This is a genomic window from Exiguobacterium sp. UBA7533, from assembly GCF_002479335.1.
In the GTDB taxonomy this organism is placed as follows: domain Bacteria; phylum Bacillota; class Bacilli; order Exiguobacteriales; family Exiguobacteriaceae; genus Exiguobacterium_A.
On record NZ_DLMP01000001.1, the window covers coordinates 749052 to 775546 of the forward strand.

Below are 26495 nucleotides of genomic sequence, written 5' to 3' on the forward strand. Positions count from 1 at the left end.
AATTTCCTGTATGGTAGAGACAAGATTAGCTATGAAATCATCAAGGAACACCCATCTAGGAGGAATTCGAATGAAACGATCGCTCGTAGTGCTGCTTGCGACCAGTCTCGTACTCGTCGGTTGCGGAAACGATTCCCCGTCTTCTACAAATACCAAATCCCCGAAGACGACGGAAACGAAACAACAGAAGGCTGAACAAGCCGTTCTCGATATCTATCAAACCTATGAAAAAACGCTCGGTCAATCGGGACGAGCAGATGCGAAAGACCTCGCATCGATTGAATATACAGGTGACGCAAAACAACTTGAACCCCTCGCCGTTGGTGCGAAGAACTTGAACGTCATTCCTGGTAAAATCGTCAAGTCGTTCCAAAAGGGCGACGTCGCTTATATCATCCATGAATTCAAGGATGCGAAGGGAGCAATTCTCCCGAACCGCGGATCGAAGCTGTTATTGAAGAAAGACGATGAGTGGAAGATCGTTCTGACACCGACGACGTTCGACCCGGCCGTCTTCTCGACGCTTGGTGATCTGTTCACTGGGTTTAACGCCGATGAGTATGGTGTCAATGCGAAAGCAGCAGACGAAATCGGGAAAACAGATGAAAAAGAACAGGATGCCGTCTTCTCTCGCGTCAATGCGCAAACGGATTATATGGCGCTTGAGATGAACAGTAACATTCTGATGATTTACGGTGAGGCGCTGAAGAATGAAGGAAACCCTGAGACGCTTGTTGATTACTATCAAGACTATGCGGATTGGTATGAGGAAGAACAGCCTCTCCTCATGAAGACAGCGAAAGCCGGTACGGATTATGAGAAGTACTTGATCGCACTCGATCCGTTAAAAGAAAGCCTTCAAAAGAAGCTTGAAAAATATGCGGATCAATTAAACATGGAATTAGGATAAGGAGGAGTTTTTCATGCAAGCACCAACATTCACCCTTCCAAATGCACAAGGAGAACCAATCTCCCTTGAGGATTATTGCGGAAAAAAAGTCGTACTTTATTTCTATCCAAAGGATTCAACGCCGGGTTGTACGACCGAGGCATGTGATTTCCGAGATGCGACGCAAGCTTTTGAAGAGAACAACACCGTCATTCTCGGCGTCTCCGCTGATAGCCAGAAGCGTCATCAGAACTTTATTGCGAAATACGAATTACCGTTTCAATTGTTATCAGATGTCGATCACGAAGTCTGTGAACAATATGGCGTTTGGCAATTAAAGAAGAACTACGGTAAGGAATATTATGGAATCATACGCTCGACTTTCTTAATCGATGAATCCGGTGAAATCGTCAAGGAATGGCGTAGTGTGAAAGTAAAAGATCACGTCGCAGAAGCACTTCAATACGTAAAAGAACAGAAATAATTCGAAGAACCAGTTGAATCATTCAACTGGTTCTTTTTGTATGTGCAGATTATTAATATTCCTAATTTTATCCTTACATAAAAATAATTTCATGTAAGAAAACGTTGGTATCACACACAAATTTAATGATTTTGAAATAATCTGAAAATATTCTATTGATTTTTCTGAATATTGTATTTATTATTGATAACAAGTTGATCCGGTGCTTTCCATAGCTTAAGAATAAAAGGCGATGACCCCTCTTATTTTTAGTCGGACACCGGATCGCTATCCTATCGGTTCTTTTCGTTTCACCATATATATCTATTTCTTTTGGGAGGGATTTACTTTATGAAGAAGAAAAAGGCACTCGCACTCGTCGGAGCACTGACAATCGCTGGATCAAGTCTTGCGGCATGTTCGACGACAGATGAAGGTAAAAAAGAAGGCGGCTCGACGTCAGGCGACAAAACTTCAGACAAACAAGTCTTGAACTTAACGAGCGGTTCAGACATTCCGGCTCTTAGCCCGACAGTCGCAACGGACTCTGTATCCTTCACGGTATTGAACAACGTTCAAGAAGGTCTGTTCCGTCTTGACGACAAACAAGAAGCAACACCAGGTGTTGCTGAGAGTGTGGATGTTTCGGAAGATGGACTTACATACACGTTCAAACTTCGTGATTCAAAATGGTCGGATGGCAGCGATGTCACAGCAAAAGACTTCGAATATGCGTGGAAACGCGTCCTCGATCCGAAGAGCGGTTCGCAATATGCGTACATCATGTATATCATCGACGGTGCGGAAGCGTACAACACGGGTAAAGGGAAAGCAGATGACGTTGCAGTTAAAGCGGTCGACGACAAAACACTCGAAGTCAAGTTGACGCAACCGGCTGAATACTTCAAATCATTGACTGGTTTTGGTTCATTCATGCCGCTCAAGCAAGAATTCGTCGAAAAACAAGGGAAAAACTTTGCGACGAAGCCGGATACATTCCTCTACAACGGACCATTCACCCTCTCGGATTGGAAGACGGAAGTCGGCTGGAGCTTTAAGAAGAATGACCAGTACTGGGATAAAGACAACGTCAAGCTCGATGACATCAACTTCAAGATCGTTAAGGAAGTCTCAACGAGCGTCAACCTTTACGAAAAAGGTGATGTCGACCAAGTCGGTCTGACGAGTGAGTTCGTTGATCAGTACAAAGATAGCAAAGAGTTCGATACGCGTCTTGATGCGTCAATGTACTACATCCAAATGAACTTCAAGAATGAACTCTTGAAAAACAAGGATATCCGTAAAGCGATCGATTCGGGATACGATAAAGCGCAGATGGCGAAAGTCCTCTTGAACAACGGTTCGATCCCTGCGTACTACTATGTACCAAAAGACTTCGCAAAAGGTCCAGACGGTAAAGACTTCCGTGACGGCAACGAAGGCTTCGGGTCATACGACGCTTCTTCAGCCAAAGCATCGTTCGAAAAAGGTCTCAAAGAAGTCGGTAAGAAATCAGTGAAACTCGAGCTTCTTTCGTACGATGATGACAACTCGAAGAAAATCTCTGAGTACCTCAAAGGCGAGTGGGAGAAAAACCTTCCAGGTCTTGAAGTCACGATCAAACAACAACCGTTCAAGAACAAATTGGATCTTGAATCAAAAGGTGAGTTCGAACTGTCATTCGCAGGATGGGGACCTGACTATCAGGATCCGATGACGTTCCTCGATATGTGGGTAACAGGTGGACCATACAACCGTGGTAAGTACACAAGCGATAAGTATGATTCACTCATCAAATCGGCTCAAAAAGAAGTCGATGCAGCAAAACGTTGGCAGTCACTGAAAGATGCTGAGAAAACACTCCTTGAGGATGATCAAGCCATCTCAGTCATGTACCAACGTGGAGCATCCTTCCTACGTAAACCGTATGTCAAAGGAGTCGTCAACCACAAAGTTGGTGCGGATACTTCGTACAAATGGGCTTCCATTGAAGGAAAATAAGTTATATCCGAAGACCAGATTCGCTGACGAGCGTGTCTGGTCTTTTTTTCCATATGAGCCGTTTGTCCTATTTTTCTGAATAGAATTAAAATTTCGTGTCATTCTGTTTTCATTTCCATGACTTCCATTTATACTAAGCAAAGAATCCGATTCACTTTATTTACAATATTTTGCGGGAATTATTCATAATTAATGGAAATGTACCGATATATCTAATACAGAGGACTTTTGCCTCAATATTACATCGAACTAGGAAGGAGGACTCACTCATGAAGCAACGTGTACTTACGAGTCAACAGAGTTATACAGAAGAGCAACTTGAGATGATTGAAGCCATCCGCGCGGTCGGTGAACTCATCCAGGATCGTCCGCGCCGCACTGTCTATCGCCGTTATGCTCTCGTGAATGACTGGCCTCAGCCAGAAAACATCATTCGTCAATTCGGTTCATGGCCAGAAGCCTTATCTGCTGCTGGATACGAGTGGAATGTCGATCAACAGCCGGAGGAACTTGAGCGTGCACCTAAATACACGAAAGACGAGATCTTAAAGTCATTCGAACGGTATGCACAAGACGTCGGCTCGACGATCACGCTCAAAAAGTATCAAATGTGGCGTAAATCCGTCCATCATGCCCCGAGTCACTATCATATCGTCAAGATGTTCGGTTCATGGCATGACGCCTGTACCGCAGCAGGACTTGAAGCAAGTGTCACCTATTCAAAAGCTGAACTTGCTGCTTCCCTGCGTCAAGCAATCGAAGAAGTTGGCTTCTCCCTCTCCTTTGAAGCATATCGAGAATGGGCAAAGCGAAACAACAAACCATCGACGAAAGCCCTACTTCATCGCTATGGGTCTTGGTCAGCCGCGATCCATGCGATCGAAAACGAGATTCGCCTTAGTAAACAACAAGCCCAATGAACTTATACCTTCTTCAATCCTTCTCGTTCATTTGAACTGGAAGGATTTTTTACATCAAAAAAGAAGGTGACGCATCCGTCACCTTCTATTCGCTTCTTTAAATGACCTTCTCTTTCCACTCCTGATACGATGCGACACGATCGCGTCCTTGGAACTTGGCACCGACGTACATCGCCCGGTCCGCATTTCGAATCAGACTCGCGAGATCCCCAAGTTCCTTTAACGTATCGATCCCGATACTTGCTGTGATCTGAAGGGTGTGACCTTCAACTAAAATAGGATGCGCATGTAACGTCTCACGAATCCGTTCTGCAACGATTTGTGCGGAATCAAGATCCGTATTTGGTAGCAAGATGACGAATTCCTCTCCCCCGTAACGCGCAACGAGATCCGTGATTCGTGTTGCTTGCATCAATAACTTCGCGACTTCAAATAAAACGACATCTCCGACTTCATGACCATACGTATCATTGATTTGTTTAAAGTGATCCAAATCAATCATCAATGCAGAGAACGGATACAGATCGCGTTGTTTAATACGACGATCGCCCCACTCTTGTAGCGCACGATAGTTTGGCAATTTTGTCATCGCATCTGTTCGACTATCCGTCAATAACCGCTCTCGCTCGTACGCTCGTTCAACGGCCCATGATAGAACACGTAAAGCGCGGTATAACTCGTATCCGAAATCCTTCGTGAACTCTCCACTCGCATGGGACGCAAGGAATAAGGAGCAGTTAATCGTCTCCGTCGCCTCCGGTTGGATGAAGAGGACAGATTGTGTTTCTTCTGGCAGACAATCGTACAGACGAATATCCCATTCCTGTTGCATGCCGTAAAGAAGGACTTCTTCTTTTTCGATGATATCTTCAATGATTCGTCCTTCGACATGATCTGCTTTTAACTTTCGTCCATCCTTCAACGAATAGTAGACAGTCTGCTTGCCTTCTTCAAAATCAAACTTAATCCAAGCGATATCCGGTTTGACGAATTGATTGAGCTGTCGCAGATATCGCTCGATGATGAACTGTGCATCGCCGTCCTTCCAAGCTGCTTCTTTCAATCGCTCGATCTGCTCCCAATGTTCGATACGATCAGACGCTTCGACCGAACTCCCGAGTGCTCGTTTGATGATGAACAATGCAAATGCTGCCATGACGAGTCCACTATTCCCATTCCCTTGGACGACGAGTGTACTGAAGATCCCATATAACAGTTCTGCCGTGATGACGACTGCTTCAAAGCGTAAGAGCTGGAACATGACGTCACTCGGGATGTTTTCTCCGAGAAGAAATCGAGATAACTGGTATTGTAACAAGAGTACGATCCAAAGGATCGCGACCATCGCTAGTAACGGAACGATGTTTTCTGTCAACAGGAATGCGTCTCCGTGTGTTCCACCAAGGGCATTATAAGCAAGACCTGCTGGCACGATCAGAAACAACTCGAGCGCGACATTGAACGGATAGTTGTGCAACATCCGACGACGTCCAATCGGCGTATGGATCGTCCGCAACTGATAGATGAGCATCGTCAGTTGACCGACGAAAATCGCTGATAATAAACCGTATGATAAAAACGTAAAGAGAACAAATCCAAAATGAAAGGTAAAACTCATATGACGACGGCGGACAGGATCGATGACGAAAATCGTCGACAAGACGGCAATCAATAAGAACGTAAACAAATCGATGCTGAGATTATAATCCTTTGACTTCGCAAAAAGATCGATGCCAATGACGATTACGAAAAAAACTACCCAGCTTCGGAGGAGATATTGTTGAAAACGACGCACAAAACATTCCCCTTCCTCTTAAGTATGTAGTTGTATATTACTGGAAATCGACATGTCCATTATTCTACTTTTCAAGCAAAATGTCGAACTTCGATAGTATCCTTTGATACAATTAATGTGAGGTGATATTTTTCATGACAAACACATTCACGCAACATGCATTTGATACATTTCAGATTGATGGATTAGAACCCCGGATGGAGGCGATTCGTGAACGGATTCAGCCTATCTTCCGCGACATCGGTCAAGAAGTCGCACCTGACTTGACGGTCGCAACAGCAGAAGATGTCCATGTCCACATCGCGCAACATGCTCGGCGGAAGGTCAATCCTCCGAAAGATACATGGATGGCATTCTCACCCGATAAACGTGGATATAAAAAACATCCGCACTTTCAAATCGGTCTATTTGATGATCACTTGTTCATTTGGCTCGCTTATATTTATGAGTTACCGAACAAACAACAATATGCATCAAAACTGTTACAGCATACGGAACTGCTGACGACTCTTCCGGATGATTTCGTCGTTTCTTATGACCATATGAAAAAAGACGCGGTTCCTGTTCACGCGACGGATCTTCAAAAAGGTTTACAACGTTTCCACGACGTCAAAAAAGCAGAGTTCCTTGTCGGTCGCCATATTCCGGCAGAACAAGTTCATCAACTGTCACGCGAAGAATTACTCGAAATGATTCGAAATACCTATTCGCATCTCGTACCACTCTATAAAACGATTAAATAAAAAGGATGGCCGAATCGGTCATCCTTTTTCGTTAGTTATATTTTACTAGAATTGACATGACTTGTGTACGGTCGGAATTTAAATTTAGATAAATGTTGACCTGTTTCGAGGAAACAGTCATGACGTTGAATGTTTTATCGAGTTTCGCTGTCGGATATGCTTTTTTAGCTTCTTTGACCGTCACCGTCCGTTTGATTTGCTTTGGATCATAGACGATGGCGCTAACTTTAGCTTTTGTGTCCTTCACGCCATACGTTGAACAGTAATGAAGGGAGCGATCTGCTGAAGCAAGACCATTTCCACTTTGACACCAATTGGAGTTCTTTTCACCTTTGTACGCTTTATGTACTTGTGCAAGTGTCGTTTTTTCAAGTACGACTTTTCCATCGAGTGAGCGCGCTTGTTTCGCTTGTGTTTGAATTTCTTGAAGCCATTTGACGTCTGATTGTTTTGATGCCTCGACCGGTTGCTGTTTATATGAAGTGCCTGACACGATGCTGACAGTGAGAGCGGCAGTTAAGATGATTCCTAGAACTTGTTTCATGATGATGTCCTCCCCGGTGCCTGTAAAAAGGCGTTGATAATAAACTGATTCCCCTATTTCAAAAAATTATTCAGTTTTTACAGTTTTTTTTTGGGAACTTATATTTATTTTTATGAAGAGAAATAAAAAAAGAACCTAGTGCCCCCTAGCACTAGGTTTTTCCTCATTTCTTATGCATCTTAAACTCTAAGAACAACTCATTGTAATGCGCGAGCATCTTCTTCCCGAGGTTCTCATAGACTTCAAGCGTATCAGTGACTTGTTTATCAGGATAGAATCGTTTATCTGTCCGAACCGACTTGTCGAGTAACTTTAAGCCTTCTTTGTTCGGTGTCGAATAACCGACGTAGTCCGCATTTTTCGCTGAAATATCTGGGCGTAACATGAAGTTGATGAACTGATGTGCTCCCTTGACGTTTTTAGCTGTCTTTGGAATGACGATATTATCGAACCAGACGTTCGAGCCTTCTTTTGGAATGACATAGTCAAGTTTGTCGTTTTCACTCATGATCTCGTTCGCATCTCCAGACCAGACGACACCAAGTCCTGCTTCTTCGTTCGCAAGCAATAACTTGATTTCGTCCCCGACGATCGCTTTGACATTTGGCGTCAAACGCATCAGGTTCGCTTTTGCTTCCTGTAGCTTCGACTCATCCGTCTCATTCAAGGAATAACCGAGACTGTTCAAACTCATACCTATTACTTCACGCGCACCATCGGCAAGTAGAATCTGGTTCTTCAGCTTCGGATCCCATAGATCCTTCCAGCTCGTTGGTTTTTTTCCGATCAAGTCTTTGTTGTAGACGATACCGACCGTTCCCCAGAAATACGGAATCGAATATTTATTTTTCGGATCAAAGGATAGATCCAAGAAACGTGAATCGATATTTTTGAGATTCGGGATTTTTTGATGATCAATCGGCAGGACAAGCTTCTCATCGATCATCTTTGCGATCGCATAGTCGGATGGGACGGCGATATCATACGTCGTTCCTCCCTGTTCGATTTTCGTCAACATCGCTTCGTTCGAGTCGAATGTCTGATAGACGACCTTGATGCCACTCTCTTTTTCAAACTGTTTGATCAGTGCCGGATCGATATAATCGCCCCAGTTATAAATGTTCAAGACATTCTTACCTGAATACCCTTGTGTCTCGTTTAACTGATTCAAGGTGAATAGGATGACACCCGAGATCAAGAAAATCGCGACGAATAATTGAATCAATTTTTTCAACGGTCATTTCACCTCCGGTCGCGAAAGCTTCGTAGCAGCTCGTTGGTTCAAGAAGTAGTAGCCGATGACGAGCAGGAATGTAAACAAGAAGATGACGGTCGACAACGCATTGATCTTCATCGAAATCCCTTGGCGGGCAAGTGAGTAGATTTCGACAGATAATGTCGTAAAGCCGTTTCCTGTCACGAAGAATGTCACCGCAAAATCGTCAAGTGAATACGTCAATGCTGTAAAGAATCCAGCAAAGATACCGGGTGTGATGTACGGCAGGACGACCTTCGTTAAGACATCCCAGCGACTCGCGCCTAAGTCACGCGCCGCATCGACGAGCGTTGGACTCATCTCCTGTAATTTCGGCAAGACGAGAATGACGACGATCGGTACCGAAAACGCGATATGAGAGAGTAAGACTGACGTAAAGCCAAGCTGGATTCCAAGCATCGTAAAGAAGATCAAAAACGATGCTCCGATGATGACATCGGGGCTGACGATCAAGATACTGTTGAGCGTCAACAACGACGTCTCGACACGTTTCTTGCGGACCGCCTGGATCCCGATCGCTCCGAATACTCCGAGAATCGTCGAGATTGCAGCTGACAACAACGCGATGACGAGTGTGTTCAAGACGATGATCAACAAGCGTGAATCTTGGAAGACTTCCTTATACCAATCCCACGTGAACGAATCGAAGTTCGTCATGTTATCAGCGCTGTTGAACGAATAGAATGCGAGATAAAAAATCGGAGCATACAAAATGATGAAGACACCGATCAAATAAAGATTTGCTAGTTTCAGACGTTTCATCAAGTCGTCGCTCCTTTCTTCCGTTTCGTACTTGTCAAGGCAAGGATGATTGCCATCGCGATGATGAGGAAGACGGCAATCGTAGCGCCCATGCCCCAGTTCTGTGTCACGAGGAATTGCTGTTCAATCGCCGTACCGAGCGTAATGACGCGGTTCCCGGCAATCAAACGCGTGATCATGAACAGTGACAATGCCGGAATGAAGACAAGCTGACAGCCTGATTTCACACCGTCAAGTGTCAACGGAAAGACGACACGACGGAATGTCGTGAAATTTGAAGCTCCGAGATCACGTGCCGCGAAGACGAGCGATGGGTTCAGTTTTTCTATCGCGTTGAAGATCGGTAGGATCATGAACGGAATGAAAATGTAAACCGAGACGAAGACAAAACTGAAATCGGTAAACAGGATTTGCTTCCGTCCGATTCCGATCGCTTCAAGCGTTTGATTTGCGAGACCATACGTACTGAACAATCCGATGAAGGCGTAGGTTTTCAACAATAAGTTGATCCACGTCGGCAAGATGACGAGCAACAGCCAAAGTTGTTTATGTTTCGTCTTCGTCAGCAAATAAGCCGTCGGATAACCGATCAAGAGTGAAAACAAGGTGATCAAAAAAGCATACCAGAACGAACTAAGCGTCATCGTTAGATACGTCGATGTGAAGAAGTTCCGGTAGTTCTCAAATGAGAAATTGCCATCAAGATCAAGAAACGAATAATAGACGACGAGCACAATTGGTGCGATGACGAATAAGGCGATCCAGAATAGATACGGGATGAGATACCAGTTACGTGATTTCTGCATCATAACACCCCGTCGTAGGATTCCAGACGCTTATCAAATTCTTCTTCCGTCTCGTTCAATCGCATGACGTGGATCGCTTCCGGATCAAACGTCAGACCGATTTGTTCACCAACCGTCGCTTTTTTCGTACTGTGGACGAGCCATTCGTTTCCGACTTCATCCATACAGGCGATTTCATAGTGCACCCCACGGAACAACTGTGAGTCGACCGTAACCTTTAGTTTTCCTTGTGTCACATTCGTAATTTCAAGATCCTCGGGACGAATGACGATTTCGACCGGTTCGTTCAGCTCAAGACCGCGGTCAACACATTCGAATTCTTTTTCTGCGAACCAAACTCGATAATCTTCGATCATACGTCCAGGAATGATATTCGACTCGCCGATGAAGTCCGCGACGAAGCGGTTGATCGGTTCATCATAAATATCTGTCGGCGTTCCCGATTGTTGAATGACACCGTGATTGAGAACGAAGATTTCATCTGACATCGCGAGTGCCTCTTCTTGGTCATGTGTGACGAAGATGAACGTGATCCCAAGACGACGTTGTAAGTCACGGAGCTCATATTGCATCTCTGTCCGCAATTTCAAGTCGAGTGCCGAGAGCGGCTCATCGAGCAAGATGACTTCCGGTTCATTGACGATTGCCCGGGCAATCGCGACACGCTGCCGTTGTCCACCCGACATCTCGGTGATTTCCCGTTTCTCATAACCGGACAAGTTGACGAACTTCAATGCATCGGTCACACGTTGTGCGATTTCCGCTTCCTTCACCTTCTTGATCCGAAGACCAAAAGCAATGTTTTCGAAGACATTTAAGTGTGGGAACAGTGCGTAATCTTGGAAAACGGTATTAACTTGACGTTTGTTCGCCGGCACATCATTGATCCGTTTCCCGTCGAAGATAATGTCTCCCTCTGTCGCTTCCGAAAAACCGGCTATAAGTCGTAAGATCGTCGTTTTCCCGCAACCCGATGGTCCGAGTAACGTATAGAACTTGCCGCGTTCGATTTCAAAGCTGACTTGATCAAGAACGGTCTGATCGTCATAACGTTTCGTGACGTCCTTGAATTGAATGATCGTAGTATCTGCCAATCTAGTTCCTCCTTTATAGGTATGAGTCGGTTGCGGTCACGAGGACCTTTGTCTCTTGCATTGACTCATTGCGTAATTGATGAATTTCTGAAGCCTTATAGTAAAGTGTCTCCCCTTGCTTCGCTAAAAAAGACTGACGTCCGAGCGTCAACGTGACGTTCCCCGCGAGCACATAGACGAATGTCTCCGCCCCCGAAGGTTCATACGTCTTGAAGGCTCCCCCTGGCGCAAGTGTCAGCAGGACCGGTTCCATCTCTTTTTCATTCGATTCCGGGATGAGCCATGTGACATGATACCCTTGTTCTTCGTCCGCATATGTTGTGACATCTTCTTCTCCATAGACGACTTTTTGATTGAGTGCGTCCTCATCAAAGAAATCCTTCGGTGAGATGCCAAGGACTTCAAGGAGATGAAACAATGTCTCGATCGATGGGGAACTGATTTCCCGTTCGAGTTGCGAGATGTACCCTTTACTCAGGTCTGTTCTTTCCCCGAGTTCCTCTTGCGTCAATCCCTTTTGAAGACGGAGGTTCTTGATTTTTTGTCCGATTGAGTACAATCGACGTCCTCCTCTCATCGGCTTAGTTTAGTATAAGATGACTAAAAGTTTACTAATCACGTACCGATTATAGCGTATTTCATTATTTAATCAACTAAAACGTTTGATATTTTTTAATGTTCATTTGACAGCGAGAACGCTTACACCTACAATTATTATCAGGTACTAATTTGAGGAGGAACTTGTAATGCGGATTGCTTGGATCACTGATAGTACGACGATTTTACCGGATACGATCGCAAAGCGCGACGATCTCTCGGTTGTCCCTTTACTCGTCATGAAGGATGGTGAAAGTTTCATCGATGGGGTCGATGTAAATGCGGAAACCGTCTATAGCTGGATTGATGCAAAACATAAAGTGACGACGAGCCAACCTTCCATCGGTAGTTTTACCGAACACTACGAACAACTAAAAGAAGATTACGACATCGGTTTTGCTGTCCACCTGTCGAGTGAACTGAGCGGAACGTATAACGCGTCCGTCCAAGGCGCAGAAATTGCCGGCTTCCGCTTGATCGCGATTGATTCTCGTTGTGGGATTTATCCGGCTGGTCAGCTCTTAGCAGAGGCAATCGAGCTCATCGAAGCGGGACATTCGATTGAATCCGTCGAACAGTTCATTCTGGAGCGTCGTTTCGACCACCATATCGAATTCACTGTCGCGAACCTCGATCAATTGCAAGCCGGTGGACGGATCTCCTCGACGAAGGCATTCGTCGGTAACTTGTTGCAACTGCGTCCGTTGTTCCACTTCGAAGAAGGAAAGATCGTTCCATACCAAACCGTTCGGACGTTCAAGAAAGCCCATTCAAAGATTTTTGATCACCTTGTTTTGATTCTCGAGCGCGGTCAAGTGACGGACATCTCGTTGTTCCACGCGACAGCGTATGAACTGGCGCTCGATTGGAAAAATCGACTCGAAGCACAGTTCGACGTCCGGGTCCGAATCGATGATTTAACGCCGGTTCTCGGTTCACATACCGGAAACCCCGCCATCGGCATGTCCTTTTTGAACCCGACGCGTCGACCATGATGACTAATGAAAATGATTTTTGGGTAAACCTTCTTTAGAGAATAAAGGAGGTTTTTTGTTTGAAAAATAAATGGATTTGGCTTAACTGGGTCGGCTTCATCTTTACGATTGCTGTGAACGCCCTCGATGGTGGAAAGACAGGACGGATTTCTGACTCCATCTTTACGTTATTCAAACCGGCTGGTTATGCGTTCTCGATTTGGGGATTGATCTATACGATTTTACTCATTTGGTTGATTCTCCAAACGATCCCAAAATTCAAGGAACATGAACTGGCGAAAAAAATCGGACCATGGTTCCTGATCAGCTGTTTATTCAATGCTGGCTGGATTGTCTCATTCACCTTCGAATTGTTCGTCGTATCTGTCGTCGTCATCGTTGGTCTCTTGCTGTCATTGATCGTCATCTACTCGAAAATCGACCGCGAGACGAAAGGCTTACGCTTCAAGCTACCTTTCTCGCTTTATCTCGGCTGGGTATCGGTCGCAACGATCGCCGACATCTTCCTAACGATCAACGCAGAGGGCGTGACGTCGTGGCTTGGAATCGGAGATGCCGGTTGGACGATGATTATGCTTGTCGTCGGTGTCATCGTCGCCCTTCTCTTCATGTTCGCAAACCGCGATCCGATTTATCCGCTCGTCTTCGTCTGGGCGTACATCGCAATCAATTTCGAGTCGGATAACGGTCTCGTCGATACGGCGGTTCTCGGTAGCGTCGTCTTATTGTTAGCCGGGTATATCTTCCTTCTTGTACGGATGCGCCGTCGAGTCAGCGTGAGCAAGTGACGTTCCTTTCTCATTCGAACGGCGTATACTAGAGAAAAGGAGTGAATGACCATGAACATCACATTTACACCATCTGCTCAGGAACGAATCAATCAATTACGCGGTGAAGTATCCGGTCAACTACACCTCTACTACGATACAGAAGGTTGCGGTTGCGGAAACTCTGGTATTTTCAGTATTCGTCTCGTCGATGAAGCGACACCGGAAGACATGACGATCGACTCGAATGTCGGACCCGTTCTTGTCAAACGATGGTCGAGTCATTTCCTCGATCAAGACATGACGCTCGATTACAACGCGGAGAAAAAAGCGTTGATCCTTAAAAGCGATGGACAATACTTCAATACGAACGTGCTCGTTACGGATCAGACAGGCTGTGTCCTGACAGTTCGTTCATAAGCACAGACGAAAAAGGCAACTTCCGCGATGGAAGTTGCCTTTGTTTGTGTTCGAACAGACAGGTGCTACGTTAAAAGCTTGGATGGTCTGAGTATGATTGAATGTACTAGATGTCTGTCTGCGTCGTGCACAAGCTGGTGAGAAAATCCAGCGCTTTGCGTCCCCCCAAACGTCGCATGCATCATCCTCGCATGCTTATCTAGTATACGAACGAAAGTCGTGTTTGGATTGCTTTATCCGACATTTAGAACGGTCTCTTCAATCGTCCGCTGATTCAGATCCTTCACATGCATCGGCTTACTGTAATAATAACCTTGTCCATAATCACAACCGAGACGTTTTAGGAAAAGATGCTGTTCGAGTGTCTCGACGCCTTCCGCGACGACTTCGATCCCGAGACTCTTCGCAAGCTGGATGATCATTTCCGTGATTGCCGTTCCGCGTTCGTCATGCGGGACTTCATCGATGAACGATTTATCGATCTTCAGGATATCAATCGGGAGATGCTTCAGGTGTGTCAATGATGATAGACCCGTTCCGAAATCATCAAGTGCGATCGTCAGACTGAGTTGTTTCAGTTCACCGAGCATCATCATTGCCCGATCGAGGTTCTCCATGACGGATGTTTCCGTGATTTCAAGCTGTAGCTGTAGTTCGCTCCCATTCTTCAATGAATGGTGGACGATTTCCTTAATCATTAAGTTGTGTGACTCGGACCGGAAATGCATCGCCGATAAGTTCACCGAGACTTGGCGAATGAAATAATCTTCCTTCTTCCAAATCTCCATCTGGGCGACGGTCTCTTTGAGTACCCACTCAGTTAAACGGTGAATCAAACTGTATTTTTCTGCAAGCGGGATGAACTCCGCCGGTGAGATGAAACCAAACTTCGGATGATTCCAGCGGATCAAGACTTCCGCTTGATCAACTTTTCCCGTCGCAAGGGCGATCTTCGGTTGATAGACGAGGGCGAACTCCTTGAAATCCGTCATCGCCCGGCGTAAGGATCCGACAATCAATTGCTCTCTACGATCCGAGTGTAGTGAGTCATCATACACGATGAAGCGATCACGCCCCTCATTTTTGCCAGCCCGAAGCGCACTCTCCATCTGACCGATTCGCATCTCAAGTGATTCCTTCGCATTCGGGAGGATGACGCCCATCGTTGCTGTCAAATGAACCGGTTGATCTTCGAGATCAATCGGAAGACGTACATCGTCTAAAATTTGTTCGAAAACATCTGTCATGTCTTCTTGTGAGACACGTTTGATGAGGAAGAACTGCGTCCCGTTATAACGAATACACGCTTCATCTTCCTTCAACGTCTGTAACATCCGTTCTGCGAATTGGCGGATGACCGCATCTCCCTTATCGAATCCGAATGTGTCATTGACCCATTTGTATCCATCAAGATCAAGTAACGCCATCGCCATCTCCTGCTTAGCACGACCATACTGGGCATCGACTTTCGTCATGTGATGATCGAGCCATCGTCGGTTGTGTAATCCCGTCAGATGATCGGTATACGCCATCATCTGCAGTGCACGACGTTCGAGGTGAATGTAGAGACCTGCAATCAACACGAGAATCAAGAAGACCGGTATCGCGACTTCATTCAAGATGTTCGACGTGATTGGAGCATCACCGATAAGTCCGGCATCTGAGGCTGGAATACAGAACGATGTGCCGAGCATTCCGACATAATGCATCGAAGAGATGGCAAACCCCATCACGACTGCGATGGGAATCAAGATCCGTTTCTTAGCGACATGTCTCAAGCGATGAAGAAGTAGCAAGGCGATATAGGCGACAGTGACTGCAATCAGGACGGATAAAAAAAATAAACTCTTCTCATACCGAACGGCTCCACCGAACTCCATCGCCATCATGCCAAGGTAATGCATCGTAGCGATTCCGCTCCCCATCAGGGATCCTGCTAAAATGACCTTCTTTCGCGTAATCGTCGACGAGTACAACAAATGAAAGGCAATGAAAGCAGCCAAAATAGCGGGAATGACGGATAAGAACATTAAAAACCAATCATAGCGAACCGTGACGGACAGAGCGAATGCCCCCATCCCGACGAAATGCATTCCCCAGATCGATAACCCCATCGTCAACGACGAGAGGAACAAGGCACGCTTCTTTAAGGAAGTCGCTTTCGCTAGACGACGATTTAACTCCAGTGAACCATATGAGCCGAGGATGGCAACGAGCACCGATACCACGACTAATGTCACTTCGTAGTGTTTCGTTAAGATGATCCATTCATTCATTGTATGAGGTCTCTCCTTATGAAATGTCATTCTCCTAACTATCGTCTGCTCTGACTCTTTTTTTCAGTGAAATTTAGAAATTCGTTTGATTTCTTATCATTCCATCACTTTTTTACCTAATCCACTCGACATTTTACACAAAAACGGATCCGCTCGAGACGGATCCGTTAAACATCATTTTTAGAGTGCTACCGATGCGACGATTTCACCCGTCGGTTTTTCTAAATCCGGTTCGGGTTCAACCGTGATGGCGACGGCATCAACTTTTCCGTCTCCTTTAAGCGGGAAGACAGCTGCTGCCTCTCCATCTTTTTCGATGACACCGTTCGCAGTAGGCGTCTCTCCTTCGAGCGTCCACAATTGATAGAGCTGACCTTTTTGAAGCGGTGGTAAATCTTTCAGTTGAACGAGCATATACGATTTATCGTTTTGCGTGAAAATCATGCTCGATCCTTTAATGGACTCGGTACTTTCAAAGTTCCCCATCCCTTTGATCTCATCCATGGCTAACGTCTCTGGTGTATCTGTGCTCTCTTCCTGTGACAGGAAGTAGGCATTCGCACCAAGCGAGAGAATCAAGGCGGCGGCGATACTCATCAACCAACCGAGTGGCACACTCTTCTTCTTCGTTTGTTGCTGACGTGCTTGTTTAATGTCTACCGGAGTAGTCATCGGTGCTTCCTTCGGAGACGCTGCCTCTGCTGAACCAAGGACTTCTCCAAGAATTCGTGCTTTCATACCTGCAGGAACGGGTCGCTCCGGAAGCGATTCAGCGATGGGAAGCATGAGTTCTTCCATTTCTAAAAGCGCTTCACGACATTCTTCGCACGTCGCAAGATGCGCTTCGAACGCGTCGCGATCAGCTGCGGATAATGTTCCATTAAAATAATCGATTAAGTCATGACAACGTTCTTCCATCTCGTTCCCTCCCATCCATTCGTTTTCGTAATGCTTGAATCGCGCTCCTGATTCGCGTCTTGACCGTTCCAAGAGGTAAATCGAGCTGCTCTGAAATCTGTTGTTGCGTCATCCCCTGGAAGTAAACGAGTTCAATCAGCTCTTGCTGTTCTGGCTTCAATTCACTAACCGCGCCGCGTACTTCAGCAGCCGTTTCCCGCTGCATGACCGTCCGCTCGACCGGCTCGTCGTATCCACCATCCCGATCTTCGACTTCGATCGTCGGTTGTCGTTTTTCACGACGGAGACAATCGAGTGCCGCGTTACGTGTAATCGTTAAAATCCACGATGAAAACTTTCCTTTTTGTGTATCAAAATCAACACGACCATTCCAAATCTTCATCCATACTTCCTGTATGACTTCTTCGGACAACCGGTCATTATTCGTAAAGCGATGGGCGAATGAAAACAATAACCTCTCGTACTTATCGTATAATGTCTCGAGAGCTTGCTCGTCACCGCTACGCATCAGATGATAAAGCGATTCATCGGATTGAGTGTGCATCCTTCTCCTCCTTCTGACGTCAGCCCTATCATATAGTATACGTAAGCTGACACCAAATCGTTTTCGATTTCATCCATTTTCTAAGTAAAAAACTTCACCACATCCATATTCCCTCATTCTATTAAAAGTATAGCTTAAAATTCTGCTGAATTGACAGCGATACCGTAATGGGCATAGCATAAAGATACTACATGACGTCAGGTCAACGGGAATCGGAGGAATAAAGATGGATTATGATCGGAAGATGAAAAACCGTGTTAGTCGGATTGAAGGACAGCTACGAGGTATTTTACGGATGATGGAAGAAGGGCAAGATTGCCGCGATGTCATCACCCAGCTCTCCGCTGCCCGTTCTGCGATTGACCGGACGATCGGCGTCGTCGTTAGCTCGAATTTGATCGAGTGTGTCAAGGAAGCAGAACAAAACGGCGATGGACAAACAGAAGAACTCGTGAAGGAAGCGGTCAACCTACTGGTGAAAAGCCGCTGACGTCACGTTCATACCGATAGTCTGCTTTGGAAGCAGGCTATTTTTTTAAACGTTTCTTTTCCCAAAGTCGATGCGAGTGTACACCTTGACTTAGGTTTGATTGCGTATCAAAACAGGTATACTAAATTGTTATTACTTGGACAGCATGTAGAGCCGTCCGCTTAGGAGGAAGAGTACTCATGACCGTTTCCCTATTCATTGATATCACGTGTAAGACAGGTGAATCTCCTGTTTACGACGCAAAAACAAAACGCTTTTATTTCGTCGATATTCCGAATCAACTGCTCTTTTCATATGATCTTGTTACAGAAGCACTTAAACCATATACGTTGCCAAGCGCTATTACATCGATTGCCTTGACGGATGCTCCGGACTTATTGCGTGTCACATCAGCACATGGCTTTGGCACGTTCGATCTCAAGGAAGGTCATCTGTCTCTCGAACATCAATTGTCATTACCGGATTCTGATCGGATGAACGATGGCAAGCTCGATCCGACCGGACAATATGTCGCTGGTAGCATTAATGAAGAAGACGGTAAAACAGCTGGGCTGTTCCGTCTGCGTCATGACGGTTCCATCGATGTTTTACACGAAGACTTGACGAACTCCAATGGACTCGTCTGGTCAGAAGACGGCAAGACGCTCTATCATATTGATACACCAACGAAAAAAGTCTATGCCTTCGACTACGCTCCCGATGCCCCACTTTCGAATAAACGCGTCGCCGTTGATCTCGAAGAGGAAGAAGGATTCCCGGATGGTATGACGAAGGATGCTGAAGGTCATGCTTGGATCGCACATTACGCCGGATCATGTATCACACGTTGGAATCTTACGACGGGCGAAAAACTGGATCATGTCGACTTCCCTGTCTCGAATCCGACATGTCCGATTTTTTACGAAGATCGCTTACTCGTCACAACAGCTGCCAACGGAGATGATGCACCACATGCCGGTGCTGTCTTCGCTGTGACATTTGAATAATTAGCATGGGAGGGATCATCTAGTAATAGATGGTGCCTCTTTTTACACATAATCCGTCTAGACGCCTATTCAAAAACAGACGATACTAAAGAAGAAGTCTATTTACTTTTTGAAGGAGTGAAGCCGATGCGTGTCACGATCATCGAACGTTTACACCAATTGCAGACGACCCCATCCTTTTTCCCGGTCAATTGCTACCTGTTTGAAGAAGCAGACAGTTTGACATTGATTGACGCCGGACTCGGAATCAACGCAAAGGCGCTTTATCACTATATTCGAAAGCAAGAAAAACCGCTCGGCGCGATTATCCTGACACACGCACATGCCGATCATGTCGGCTCGCTCGATTTCCTTGCGAATGCCTTTCCTCTCGCTCAAGTCTGCATCAGTTACCGTGATGCCGCATTGCTCAGTGGGGACGAGACGCTACGCGAAGGCGAAACGACCCCCTTAAAAGGCGGTATTCCGAAAAACATCAAAACACGTCCAGATCGATTGCTCGAAAGTGGTCAACAAGTCGGTAGCCTCAGCGTCATCGCCTCGCCAGGTCATACACCTGGTTCGATTTCTCTTTGGCATGAAGGTAGTCGGATGCTGATCGCCGGAGATGCCTTTCAGACACAAGGGGGACTCGCTGTCTCCGGTGACGTCCGTTGGCAATTTCCGTTCCCAGCACTTGCGACATGGGATCCGGACGTTGCTCTTCGCTCCGCCGATCAATTAACGGAACTGTCTCCAGATATTCTTGCCGTCGGACATGGTCCCCTCATCCTTGGACCAAGTTACGAGATGCGCCAAGCCGTCGATCGATTCACGCAAGTCTTACAGACGAAAAAATCGTCACCTTTCAAATAACACACGAAAAAACATCCGCGACGCGTTCCTGACACGTCGCGGATGTTTTTTCGTCCAGCAGTTCAATTCTGTTCTGTAACAGTATGTCGATATACACGTGCTTCATAAGGACGTAGTTCATCCGAGATATCTGGATAGTTCGACACAAGCAACTTATCTTGTGATAAAACGAAGGCAGTTTGCATCGGTTCATCATGCACGTTGAGAACGATCCGCCACACTTCTCCCTCTAGTTCCCGCTCATAGATGTAGAGATACGGATCATGAAGAGCTAAGTCGCGATACGTACCATAGACCATGATTGGATGATCCTTTCGCATCTGAATCAATGCTCGGTAGAAGGCAAGTACGGATGATGGATCGGCTTCTGCTTGCGCGACGTTGATGTCCGTGTAATTCGGATTGACCGCTAACCACGGTTTCCCATTCGTAAAGCCTGCCGCGTACGTACCGTCCCACTGCATCGGCGTGCGGGAGTTATCGCGTGCGAGTAACTGCATTGACGAGAGTACGACCTCCGGATCCTCGCCGCCAGCGACGCGCTCTTCATATCGATTGCGAAAGGCGACGTCTTGATAGAGCGACGGATCCGAGAAGCGAATCCCCGTCATCCCAATCTCTTCTCCTTGATACACGTATGGAATGCCAGGTAATGTATGCAACATCAAACCGAGTAGTTTCGCACTCTCGACTCGGTATCGTTCACTGCCGAAGCGGGTCACTTGTCGCGTATGATCGTGGTTGTTGAGAAACTGTGAATTTACGCCTAACGGATACAAGACGTCATACCATCGTTTCTGAATTTCCTTGAAACGTAAAAGATCCATCGCCTCCATGTCGTCCGCGATTTCGAAGTGAAACAGCGTTCGAAGTTCTTCACGTTCTTCACTGACATATAACAGACCGTCTTCCGGACCAACGAACGGAATCTCACCGACCGTGAACAAGTCTTTCCCGGCAAGGACGTTCGCATGCATTTCCTGAAGGAAGTCGTGCACACCTGGTTGATTCCCGAGATACGATAGATTAAACGGATTGACGACATCCTCAAGCGAACGTTTTTTGATCAAGTTGATGACGTCCATCCGGAAACCGTCAATCCCTTGAGCGATCCACCAGTTCATCATGTCGTAGATCGCTTGCCGGACAGCCGGTTGTTCCCAGTTTAAGTCCGGTTGCTCTTTTGCAAAAGAATGGAAATAATATTGTTTGCGCTCTTCACTCCACGTCCACGGGCTCGGCGCAAAGTACGACCGCCAATTGTTCGGGGGAGTCTCTTTCGTTCCATCTTTCCAGATGTACCAATCATCCTTGTCGTGGATTCGGTCCCGCGACTGACGGAACCAGTCATGCTGGTCACTCGTATGATTGACGACCAAATCAAGAATTATCTTTAAGCCGCGTGCGTGAGCCGCTGTGATCAACTCTTGTAGATCGCCCATCGTCCCCGCCTTGTCCATGATCGTGTAATAATCGGCAATATCATAGCCATTATCGATGTCTGGAGAACGGTAACATGGATTTAACCAGACGATATCGACACCAAGCGATGCGATGTAATCTAGCTTGTCGATGACACCTCGCAAATCACCGATGCCGTCCCCATTCGAATCCTTAAAACTGCGCCAATAGACTTGATAGACGACTGCTTCTTTCCAGCTAGCTCGCTTCATCTCCTCACTCCTCTCCCTACTCTCTATTCCCGCTCCACATATCTGTACCTGTTTATTGGACGATTTTTTTGAATTTCAAAAAAGTTCTTTTCTTTTGACTGAATATTCGTTATCCTTGACGACAATACTACGAAGGAGGCACACATCCATGAAACATTTCGCTCCATCCATCGCCATCGATCGGCTTCCTGCTCCCGTTTTCGCTGAACTTGCGAACCGGATCGGTGCTGTGAAAGCTGCCGGACATGATGTCATCACCCTTGGTCAAGGAACACCCGATCAAACGACGCCCGTACATATTCTCGACGCCTTGAAACAGGCGATCGATGAGCCAACAAACCTTCAATATCCACCATTTCGTGGACATGATTTTCTAAAGCAAGCCGTCGCGAGCTTTTATGCCAACGAATTCGGCGTCACGATCGATCCGGCAACCGAGGTCGCAATTCTTCTCGGTAGTAAAGCCGGAATCGTCGCCTTACCACAAACGATCGTCAATCCTGGAGAAGGTGTCATCGTCCCGGATCCGGGGTACCCGGATTACCTGTCTGGAGCAGCACTTGCTGGTGCTTACCCGATTACGCTTCCATTGCTTGAGAAAAATAACTTCCTGCCGGATTACGATTTACTTGATACGACAGATGTCGAGCGCGCCCGGATGTTGTTCCTCAATTACCCGAGTAATCCGACAGGTGCGACAGCGACAGCAGAAGCCTTCGAACAGACAGTTGCCTTCGCGGATGCCCATGATATTTGTGTCGTCCATGATTTAGCCTACGGTGGCATCAGCTTTGATGGTCCCACACGAAGCTTCTTGCAGACGGAAGGGGCGAAAGATGTCGGAATCGAGTTGTTCTCACTCTCGAAACGCTTCAACATGTCTGGCTTCCGAATCGCTTTCGCAATCGGAAATCCGTCCGTCATCTCAAGCATCGAGACGTATCAGGAACATCTCTACGTCAGTGCCTTCACACCGATCCAACATGCAGCGACCGTTGCCCTGACGAGTGACCAAACATGTGTCCGTGAGTTAAGTAGCTTATATGAAACACGACGCGATGCATTGTTTACGAAACTCGATGCAATCGGCTGGAGTGGACCACGACCGGGCGGTTCCTTCTTCGTCTGGCTCCCCGTGCCGGAAGGATACACGTCCCAAAGCTTCACGGATCATCTGCTTGACGAAGCACACGTCGCCGTGACCCCTGGATCATTCTTTGGTGAATACGGCGAAGGATACGTGCGGATCAGCTTAATTGCTGACGTCGAACGGCTAGAGGAGGCCGTCGACCGAATCGGAACGCTCAACCTGTTCCGGACACCTGTTGCGGAATAATTCTGAAAAAACATTTGACAGATGGGAATCATTTCCGTTAAAGTAAATCCCAACAGCATAACTACTTATCGAGAGCGACCGAGGGATTAGGCCCAACGACGTCCGGCAACCACCTATCAGGAACGGTGCCACATCCTACAGAATGGATTCATTCTGAGAGATAAGTTACGAAATCTTACACTTTCGTCGCTTTTTTCTGGTTGCTCTGCTACTAGGAAAAAGCGACTTTTTTTGTACAAGGAGATGAGCAAATGATTGAATTCAAACAGATTACGAAACGGTTCGTCCGAGACCGGACCCCGATTTTCGCATTACGGGATGTCGATTTGACGATTCAAAAAGGAGAAATCTTTGGGATCATCGGTGAATCCGGTGCCGGTAAGAGTACGTTACTTCGTCTGATCAACGGTCTCGAGCATCCGACACAAGGAACGGTCAAGGTCGACGGTGTCTCGCTCGGTGGGATGTCAAAAGCAGATTTGCGTCAACTTCGTTTGCGGACAGGAATGATCTTTCAGCATTTCCAATTGATCCAGTCTCGTAATGTCGCAGATAACATTGCTTTCGCACTGAAGGCTGCTGGCGTCAAACGAGCAGATTTTCCGGAACGGATCCGTGAACTCGTCTCACTCGTCGGACTCGAAGGATTCGAAACGAACTTCCCGAGTCAGTTGAGCGGCGGACAGAAACAGCGCGTTGGGATTGCCCGGGCACTCGCGAATGATCCAACCGTCTTGTTATGTGACGAAGCGACCTCTGCCCTTGATCCGGTCACGACGCTGCAGATTTTAGATTTGTTGAAAGATTTGAATGAACGACTCGGATTGACGATCGTCCTCATCACGCATGAGATCGATGTCGTCAAACAGATTTGCCATCGTGTCGCGGTCATGTCGCAAGGGGAAGTCGTCGAAGTCGCCTCTACATACGATTTGTTCAGTCAAGCCAAACATCCGGTGACACAACATTACGTCGACACGGCACTCCAGATCGAGCTACCGGAACGCATCTTGCAAGCGACACCGGGAAAGATCATCCGCCTGCAGTTCACGGGCGAGAAGACCGGTGAAAGTACGTTATCGGAAGCCATCCGTCGATACGATATCTCGGTCAGCATCCTGCACGGAAAAGTCGATTACATCCAAGACGTCGCTTTTGGTGTCTTAATCGTCAGCTTGACGGGATCCTCCGATCAAATCGCACCTGCCCTCGACTGGCTTGCGGCGGAACTTCATACACTCGAGGTGATTCAGGATGTGGCTTGATCGTATACAAACGATGTTACCCGAGTTGTTGAAGGCACTTGGTGAGACGGCGTGGATGGTTGGCATTTCGCTTGCCTTCGCATTGGTCGTCGGGATTCCACTCGGGATTCTCCTGTTCGTCACCGACCGCGGTTTATTCTTTCAAAACATTGCCATCCGACGTGTCCTTGACTTCGTCGTCAACATCGTCCGGTCCTTGCCGTTCATCATCTTGCTTGTTGCTCTCATTCCATTAACGAAATTCTTGCTTGATAATACGATTGGTCCGACAGCAGCATCCGTCAGCCTCAGTGTCGCAGCGATTCCGTTTCTCGCACGACTCGTCGAAACATCACTGCGTGAGATTCCACCTGGTTTGATCGAAGCAGCGGAAGCGTGCGGTGCGAAACCATTACGGATCATCGTCAGTATCCTTTTACCAGAAGCACTCCCCGGCATCATTCAAGGCATCACGCTAACGACGATCAGTTTGATCGGCTTCTCGGCGATGGCTGGGATCGTCGGCGGCGGAGGTGTCGGTGACCTCGCGATCCGCTTCGGCTATTATCGCTATGATAATCTCATCATGATCGTGACGATCGTCGTCCTCATCGTCATCGTCCAGAGCATTCAAGCACTTGGCAATCAACTGGCGCGAAAAACAGACAAGCGCTAATTATACATATAAAGGGAGAGTTGAATCATGAAAAAACGATATGCCTTTTTAGCGACAGCCTTACTTGGTGCAGGAATCCTCGCAGGATGCGGAGACAGCAGCGCTGATGAAAAAGACAAGACGATCAAGATTGGGGCGACAAGCGGCCCTTATAGCGACATGGTCAAACAAGCGATTCAACCGCAACTCGAAAAGAAAGGCTATAAAGTCGAAATCGTCGAATTCAGCGATTATATCCAACCGAACATCGCACTCGGTAGCGGCAATATCGATGCTAACTTATTCCAACACTCGATTTACCTGAAGACGTTCTCTAAAGAAAAGAAGCTCGACCTTAAAGGACTCATCACAGTCCCGACGGCACCGATGGGACTGTATAGTAAAACGGCGAAGACACTTGACGACGTCAAGACAGGCGCTGAAGTCGCGACACCGAACGATCCAACGAACCAGGCACGCGCGCTGAACCTCTTGGCAGAACAAGGCTGGATCGAACTGAAGCCAGATGTCGATCCACTGACCGTCTCAGAGAAAGATATCGTCAAAAATCCGAAGAAACTCGTCATCAAGCCGCTTGAAGCAGCGCAACTGCCACGTGCCATCGAAAGCGTTGATGTCTCAGCAGTTCCAGGGAACTTCGCGCTTGCTGCGAAATTCGATTTACTCGATGCGTTAGCACTTGAGACGATGGACGAGCAATACCGGAACCTCATTGCTGTCCAAACGAAAGATGCAGACTCACAAGTCGCGAAAGACCTGAAGACAGCTGTCGAATCCGATGCATTCAACACAGTCATCGAAAAATCATTCAAAGGTTTCAGCAAACCAAATTGGGCAAACTGATTTTAAAAACGACCGGAATTCAAAAGAGATCATCTCTCATTGAATTTCGGTTGTTTTGTGTTAGAACCGATACCACATGAGTTCTTCATCATGATAGGTACCATCGATTTTCAACGCCCGCGGTTCAATCGCGTACGATTCGAAGCCAAGCGACCGATACAAGGCTTTAGCGGCTTCATTCGTCCGAACGACCGAGAGATGAACCTGCTCGATCCAAGGACGTTCCTCTAATGCCCGTAATGCCTCTTGTACCAATTGCTGTCCGACCTGCTGTTTTCTGATGCTTGGAGTGACGTACATCGCAAATAAATTGGCTCGATGTCGCATCTTGTCTAGCTCGGAGCAGACAACGGTGACGACCCCAACGAGTTGCGCTTCATGAAAGGCACCGAACGTCGCTGTCTGTTCGCTCTGAAACCGCGTAGCATACTGGTCGACCGGCCGATCTTTTTCCGCTTCATAATCGGAGCCGAACGCTTCCGGGTGATTCTGTAATGCTTCTAATCGCAATGCTTTATAGAGTACTGCATCTTCTGGATTCAATCGACGGATTTCCAATCGCCCCACCTCCTGCCTTTAGTA

General features: G+C 46.8%; 27 protein-coding genes and 1 riboswitch. Of the genes, 15 read left to right on the forward strand and 12 right to left on the reverse strand.

The features are described from left to right. Positions 1–70: 70 nt before the first annotated feature. The 4 genes from B2U10_RS03735 to B2U10_RS03750 all read left to right on the forward strand — a co-directional run bounded on the left by B2U10_RS03735 (position 71) and on the right by B2U10_RS03750 (position 4273). On the forward strand, positions 71–910 hold the full coding sequence (locus B2U10_RS03735; protein ID WP_056063160.1) for a hypothetical protein: 840 nt from the start codon (positions 71–73) through the stop codon (positions 908–910). Positions 911–923: 13 nt separating this feature from the next. After that, positions 924–1373, forward strand: a complete 450-nt coding sequence (gene bcp, locus B2U10_RS03740) for a thioredoxin-dependent thiol peroxidase (protein ID WP_290785694.1) — start codon at positions 924–926, stop codon at positions 1371–1373. 330 nt (positions 1374–1703) lie between these two features. Beyond that, the gene (locus B2U10_RS03745) at positions 1704–3353 is read left to right on the forward strand and encodes a peptide ABC transporter substrate-binding protein (RefSeq protein WP_056063166.1); all 1650 of its coding nucleotides are present in this window, start codon (positions 1704–1706) and stop codon (positions 3351–3353) included. 269 nt (positions 3354–3622) lie between these two features. Continuing rightward, positions 3623–4273 (forward strand): homing endonuclease associated repeat-containing protein, encoded by a 651-nt coding sequence (locus B2U10_RS03750; RefSeq protein WP_035410251.1) that lies wholly within the window; start codon positions 3623–3625, stop codon positions 4271–4273. A gap of 97 nt (positions 4274–4370) precedes the next feature. On the opposite strand, the gene B2U10_RS03755 is transcribed toward B2U10_RS03750, so the two are convergent. Then, positions 4371–6068, reverse strand: coding sequence for a GGDEF domain-containing protein (locus tag B2U10_RS03755; protein ID WP_290785697.1), 1698 nt, complete (start codon positions 6066–6068; stop codon positions 4371–4373). Between the two features lie 134 nt (positions 6069–6202). Here B2U10_RS03755 and B2U10_RS03760 point away from each other — a divergent pair, with 134 nt between their 5' ends. Beyond that, the gene (locus B2U10_RS03760) at positions 6203–6811 is read left to right on the forward strand and encodes a YktB family protein (RefSeq protein WP_290785700.1); all 609 of its coding nucleotides are present in this window, start codon (positions 6203–6205) and stop codon (positions 6809–6811) included. Positions 6812–6842: 31 nt separating this feature from the next. Here B2U10_RS03760 and B2U10_RS03765 read toward each other — a convergent pair whose 3' ends face one another. The 6 genes from B2U10_RS03765 to B2U10_RS03790 all read right to left on the reverse strand — a co-directional run bounded on the left by B2U10_RS03765 (position 6843) and on the right by B2U10_RS03790 (position 11852). After that, a complete protein-coding gene (locus B2U10_RS03765; RefSeq protein ID WP_035410262.1) occupies positions 6843–7355 on the reverse strand; it encodes a hypothetical protein in 513 nt (170 codons plus the stop codon). Between the two features lie 163 nt (positions 7356–7518). Next, a complete protein-coding gene (locus tag B2U10_RS03770; RefSeq protein WP_056063175.1) occupies positions 7519–8589 on the reverse strand; it encodes an ABC transporter substrate-binding protein in 1071 nt (356 codons plus the stop codon). Between the two features lie 3 nt (positions 8590–8592). Then, positions 8593–9393: an ABC transporter permease gene (locus B2U10_RS03775; RefSeq protein ID WP_035410268.1), complete on the reverse strand. Its 801-nt coding sequence runs from the start codon at positions 9391–9393 to the stop codon at positions 8593–8595. After that, positions 9393–10199, reverse strand: coding sequence for an ABC transporter permease (locus tag B2U10_RS03780; RefSeq protein WP_414651173.1), 807 nt, complete (start codon positions 10197–10199; stop codon positions 9393–9395). The genes B2U10_RS03775 and B2U10_RS03780 overlap by 1 nt, the downstream gene beginning before the upstream one ends. After that, complete coding sequence (locus B2U10_RS03785) at positions 10199–11293, reverse strand: ABC transporter ATP-binding protein (protein ID WP_035410273.1); 1095 nt, start codon at positions 11291–11293, stop codon at positions 10199–10201. The genes B2U10_RS03780 and B2U10_RS03785 overlap by 1 nt, the downstream gene beginning before the upstream one ends. Before the next feature lie 13 nt (positions 11294–11306). Next, the gene (locus B2U10_RS03790) at positions 11307–11852 is read right to left on the reverse strand and encodes a helix-turn-helix domain-containing protein (RefSeq protein ID WP_081780412.1); all 546 of its coding nucleotides are present in this window, start codon (positions 11850–11852) and stop codon (positions 11307–11309) included. A 187-nt stretch (positions 11853–12039) separates the two neighbouring features. Here B2U10_RS03790 and B2U10_RS03795 point away from each other — a divergent pair, with 187 nt between their 5' ends. From B2U10_RS03795 to B2U10_RS03805, 3 genes are read left to right on the forward strand one after another with little or no spacing between them, the layout of a single operon-like run. Next, positions 12040–12885, forward strand: coding sequence for a DegV family protein (locus tag B2U10_RS03795; protein WP_290785703.1), 846 nt, complete (start codon positions 12040–12042; stop codon positions 12883–12885). A gap of 59 nt (positions 12886–12944) precedes the next feature. Beyond that, the gene (locus B2U10_RS03800) at positions 12945–13673 is read left to right on the forward strand and encodes a tryptophan-rich sensory protein (protein ID WP_214852355.1); all 729 of its coding nucleotides are present in this window, start codon (positions 12945–12947) and stop codon (positions 13671–13673) included. A gap of 51 nt (positions 13674–13724) precedes the next feature. After that, positions 13725–14072, forward strand: coding sequence for an iron-sulfur cluster biosynthesis family protein (locus B2U10_RS03805; protein WP_035410282.1), 348 nt, complete (start codon positions 13725–13727; stop codon positions 14070–14072). A gap of 233 nt (positions 14073–14305) precedes the next feature. Here the strand turns inward: B2U10_RS03805 and B2U10_RS03810 are convergent, their stop codons facing one another. The 3 genes from B2U10_RS03810 to B2U10_RS03820 all read right to left on the reverse strand — a co-directional run bounded on the left by B2U10_RS03810 (position 14306) and on the right by B2U10_RS03820 (position 17810). After that, complete coding sequence (locus B2U10_RS03810; protein WP_035410285.1) at positions 14306–16348, reverse strand: bifunctional diguanylate cyclase/phosphodiesterase; 2043 nt, start codon at positions 16346–16348, stop codon at positions 14306–14308. 180 nt (positions 16349–16528) lie between these two features. Beyond that, entirely contained in the window at positions 16529–17266 is a 738-nt protein-coding gene (locus tag B2U10_RS03815; RefSeq protein WP_035410288.1) for an anti-sigma factor, read from the reverse strand. Further along, positions 17247–17810, reverse strand: a complete 564-nt coding sequence (locus B2U10_RS03820; protein ID WP_290785708.1) for an RNA polymerase sigma factor — start codon at positions 17808–17810, stop codon at positions 17247–17249. The genes B2U10_RS03815 and B2U10_RS03820 overlap by 20 nt, the downstream gene beginning before the upstream one ends. A 226-nt stretch (positions 17811–18036) precedes the next feature. Here B2U10_RS03820 and B2U10_RS03825 point away from each other — a divergent pair, with 226 nt between their 5' ends. The 3 genes from B2U10_RS03825 (at position 18037) to B2U10_RS03835 (ending at position 20141) form a co-directional block, all read left to right on the forward strand. After that, positions 18037–18300 carry a metal-sensitive transcriptional regulator gene (locus B2U10_RS03825; protein WP_035410294.1) on the forward strand — a complete coding sequence of 88 codons (264 nt, stop codon included), beginning with the start codon at positions 18037–18039 and terminating at the stop codon, positions 18298–18300. Between the two features lie 179 nt (positions 18301–18479). Next, on the forward strand, positions 18480–19286 hold the full coding sequence (locus tag B2U10_RS03830) for an SMP-30/gluconolactonase/LRE family protein (protein ID WP_056063188.1): 807 nt from the start codon (positions 18480–18482) through the stop codon (positions 19284–19286). A gap of 126 nt (positions 19287–19412) precedes the next feature. After that, complete coding sequence (locus tag B2U10_RS03835) at positions 19413–20141, forward strand: MBL fold metallo-hydrolase (protein ID WP_035410300.1); 729 nt, start codon at positions 19413–19415, stop codon at positions 20139–20141. A 62-nt stretch (positions 20142–20203) separates the two neighbouring features. On the opposite strand, the gene B2U10_RS03840 is transcribed toward B2U10_RS03835, so the two are convergent. Continuing rightward, positions 20204–21814: an alpha-glucosidase gene (locus tag B2U10_RS03840; protein ID WP_290785711.1), complete on the reverse strand. Its 1611-nt coding sequence runs from the start codon at positions 21812–21814 to the stop codon at positions 20204–20206. Positions 21815–21962: 148 nt separating this feature from the next. Here B2U10_RS03840 and B2U10_RS03845 point away from each other — a divergent pair, with 148 nt between their 5' ends. The 4 genes from B2U10_RS03845 to B2U10_RS03860 all read left to right on the forward strand — a co-directional run bounded on the left by B2U10_RS03845 (position 21963) and on the right by B2U10_RS03860 (position 25913). Then, positions 21963–23150, forward strand: coding sequence for an aminotransferase class I/II-fold pyridoxal phosphate-dependent enzyme (locus tag B2U10_RS03845; RefSeq protein WP_290785714.1), 1188 nt, complete (start codon positions 21963–21965; stop codon positions 23148–23150). Between the two features lie 62 nt (positions 23151–23212). Continuing rightward, positions 23213–23317: riboswitch (SAM riboswitch) on the forward strand. Between the two features lie 84 nt (positions 23318–23401). Continuing rightward, on the forward strand, positions 23402–24415 hold the full coding sequence (locus tag B2U10_RS03850) for a methionine ABC transporter ATP-binding protein (RefSeq protein ID WP_035410309.1): 1014 nt from the start codon (positions 23402–23404) through the stop codon (positions 24413–24415). After that, positions 24405–25070 carry a methionine ABC transporter permease gene (locus B2U10_RS03855; protein ID WP_035410311.1) on the forward strand — a complete coding sequence of 222 codons (666 nt, stop codon included), beginning with the start codon at positions 24405–24407 and terminating at the stop codon, positions 25068–25070. The genes B2U10_RS03850 and B2U10_RS03855 overlap by 11 nt, the downstream gene beginning before the upstream one ends. Positions 25071–25097: 27 nt before the next feature. Beyond that, a complete protein-coding gene (locus tag B2U10_RS03860) occupies positions 25098–25913 on the forward strand; it encodes a MetQ/NlpA family ABC transporter substrate-binding protein (protein WP_056063203.1) in 816 nt (271 codons plus the stop codon). Between the two features lie 60 nt (positions 25914–25973). Here B2U10_RS03860 and B2U10_RS03865 read toward each other — a convergent pair whose 3' ends face one another. Next, positions 25974–26471 (reverse strand): GNAT family N-acetyltransferase, encoded by a 498-nt coding sequence (locus B2U10_RS03865; RefSeq protein ID WP_290785720.1) that lies wholly within the window; start codon positions 26469–26471, stop codon positions 25974–25976. Between the last annotated feature and the right edge of the window lie 24 nt (positions 26472–26495).